This is a genomic window from Rhodococcus sp. O3, from assembly GCF_048897285.1.
In the GTDB taxonomy this organism is placed as follows: Bacteria; Actinomycetota; Actinomycetes; order Mycobacteriales; family Mycobacteriaceae; genus Rhodococcus.
On sequence record NZ_JBMBTE010000256.1, the window covers coordinates 1 to 3,044 of the forward strand.

Here is a 3,044-nt window from a genome sequence, read left to right on the forward strand (position 1 = left end):
CACGCAGCCGAGCAGCGGATCGGCGGCGGCCTCCCCGCACACTCCGACCGGTTTTCCGACCGTCCGGCCGGCCTCCGCGGTGCGAGCGACGAGGGCGAGCACGGCCGGTTGCCACGGGTCGGTCAGCGTCGCGAGCTGCGGGGACATACGGTCTGCGGCCATCGTGTACTGACCGAGATCGTTGGTGCCGACGGACAGGAAGTCGACGTGCTCGAGCAGCCGGTCGGCGAGCAGTGCCGCGGCGGGCACTTCGACCATGACTCCCGGAACCAGCTCCCTGGCCCGCACCAACGCGGCGAATTCGGCGGCTTCGGCGACCGTCGCGACCATCGGGGCCATGACCCACGGCGACTGCCCGGTGCGCGTGGCCGCCTCGGCCACCGCGTCGAGTTGCCGCTCGACCATGCCGGGTGCGGTCGACTCGATCCGGATGCCGCGCACGCCGAGCGCCGGATTGTGCTCGTCGGGTTGGGTCACGAACCGCAGCGGCTTGTCGGACCCGGCGTCGAGGGTGCGCACGACGACCTTCCGGCCGGCGAAGGCGGTGAGCACCTCCGCATAGATGTCGGCCTGCTCGGCCACCGACGGTTCGACGTCCCGGTCCAGGAAACACAGCTCGGTGCGGAACAGGCCGACTCCTTCGGCGGGGGTCTGCCGGGCTGCCCGCGCCCCGGCACCGTCCTGCACGTTCGCGAGGATCGCGACGGGGTGGCCGTCGGCGGTGGCACCGGGCCCTGTCCAGGCCGCCACCCGGGCACGTTCCTGCCGGTCCACCTCGACTGCCGCCCGTGCGGCCTCGGGGTCCGCATCGATGCGGATCTCGCCGGTGGAACCGTCCAGCAGCACCGCCGTGCCCGCCGGGATCGCGTCGAGTCCCGCCGCCGCGACGACGCACGGTATACCCAGCTGGCGCGCGATGATCGCGGTGTGGCTCGTGGGTCCGCCCAGGGTGGTGGCCAGTCCGATGATCCGGGTGGGGTCCAGACCGGCGGTATCGGCGGGGGCGAGGTCCTCGGCGAGCAGCACCGACGGCTCGTCGGGCAGTCGGATCCCCGGCTCCGGGTGCCCGCTCAGTTCCGCGACGACGCGGTCGCGGATGTCGCGCAGGTCGGTGACCCGCTCGGCCATGAGCCCACCCAGCTGCGCGAACATCGTCGCGAACTGCTCGGTGGTATCGATCGCGGCGGCTACGGCGTCCGATCCGTTGCGGATCCTGCCGGTGGCGGCGCCGATCCAGGCGCGGTCCTCGGCGAGGCCGGCATTGGCCAGCAGCACTTCGGCGGCGGCACCGGAGGCGTGGGCTGCGCGCGCCCTGAGCCTCTCCGCGACGACGCTCGCGGCGGCTGTGAACCGTTCCGCTTCGGCTGCCCGGGCGGTGTCGGGAACGCTCGCGGAGGCAGTGGGTAGTTCGGGGCGCGGCGCGGGGCGGATCGCCGGGCCGTAGGCCACACCGGGCACGACCGGGGTTCCGCGGACTTCGCGCACCGGCGAACCGTCTGCCACCGGCATCACGTTCTTCATGCTTCCTCCTCGCCACTGGCGGAGATCGATGTGATCGAGATTACTCCGAACCATTGACATGTCAACACATACGGGCGTAAAACAACATAAAGCAACATTTCCCGCAGGGCGACGAGGAGATCAGGTGTACGCAGAGGAACGGCAACAGGCGATCAGCGAGCTGATCGAGCGGCGCGGCCGCATGTCCGTCGCCGAACTCGCCGGCCGCTACGGCGTCACGACCGAAACCGTCCGCCGCGATCTGGCACTGCTCGAACGCCTCGGCCACGTGCGGCGCGTCCACGGCGGCGCCATCCCGGCCGCGTCCCTCACCGTCACCGAACCCGGACTGGCAGAACGCGACCAGACCCGCGCCGGATTCAAGGACCGCATCGCCGCGGCCGCCGCCCGGTTCCTGCCGGTGTCCGGCGGGAGCGTCGTCATCGACGCGGGAACCACGACCGGTCGCATGGTCTCGGCGCTACCCACCGATGTCGACCTCACCGTCGTGACGAACTCGGTGCCCATCGCGGCACGGCTCGCCGGTCTCGGCTCCATCAGCCTGCACCTGCTCGGCGGTCGCGTCCGCGGCGTCACCCAGGCCACCGTCGGGGAGGACGCGTTGCGCTACCTCGGCATGCTGCACGTCGACGTCGCCTTCATCGGCACCAACGCCCTCTCCACCGATCACGGCCTGTCGACGCCCGACGCGGACGAAGCCGCAGTCAAACGCCGGATGGTCGAGTCGGCGGACCGCGTCGTCGTCGTCGCCGACTCCTCCAAGATCGGCCGACGCCACCTGCTGAGTTTCGCTCCCCTCAGTGCCGTCGACGTTCTCGTCACCGACAGTGAGATCGACGAAACCGACCGAATCCAACTCATCGACCAAGGGATCGAGGTGGTGACGGCGTGATCGTCACACTGACCGCCAATCCGAGCCTGGACCGCACCATCGCGCTGTCCGGCCCACTCGTCCGCGGGGCCGTGCACCGCACCGCGGAGGTACTCGTCGATCCCGGAGGCAAGGGCATCAACGTCGCACGGGTTCTGCACGCCGCCGGTCACCCGGTTCTCGCGATCCTGCCCGGCAACGCGGGAGACCCACTCCTCGTCGCCCTCGACACACACGGAATCGACTGCCTGGCAATAGAAACCGCGTCTCCCGCACGTACCAACACCACCGTCGCCGAACCCGACGGCACCACCACGAAACTCAACGAACCCGGCAGTGCGTACGGCCCCCGGACCCGCGCGGAACTCCAGGCCGCCGTGGTCGCCCGGGCCGCAAGCGCGGACTGGACGGTCCTCTCCGGGTCGCTGCCCCCGAGCGTTCCGGACGACTGGTACGCCGACCTGGTCTGTGCACTGCGCGCCACCGGAACCCGGATCGCGGTGGACACCTCCGAGGCGCCGCTGCTGGCGCTCTCGGCGCGGTTCCCGGAGGCCGCCCCGGATCTCGTCAAACCGAACTCCGACGAACTCGCCCAGCTCACCGGTGCGGATGCCGCGGCACTCGAAGCCGCCGCGGTCGCCGGCGACACCGC

General features: G+C 71.1%; 3 protein-coding genes. 2 read left to right on the forward strand and 1 reads right to left on the reverse strand.

Features of this window, described 5'->3' with window-relative positions:
• Positions 1-1,521, reverse strand: a 1,521-nt coding sequence (locus tag ACN675_RS28540) for a putative PEP-binding protein (protein WP_420754017.1), incomplete at its 3' end; no start/stop codon positions are given.
• A 124-nt stretch (positions 1,522-1,645) separates the two neighbouring features.
• On the opposite strand from ACN675_RS28540, the gene ACN675_RS28545 reads away from it, so the two are divergent.
• On the forward strand, positions 1,646-2,413 hold the full coding sequence (locus ACN675_RS28545) for a DeoR/GlpR family DNA-binding transcription regulator (RefSeq protein WP_420754018.1): 768 nt from the start codon (positions 1,646-1,648) through the stop codon (positions 2,411-2,413).
• A partial coding sequence (locus tag ACN675_RS28550; protein ID WP_420754019.1) for a 1-phosphofructokinase family hexose kinase occupies positions 2,410-3,044 on the forward strand: 635 nt, incomplete at its 3' end. The genes ACN675_RS28545 and ACN675_RS28550, both read left to right, overlap by 4 nt.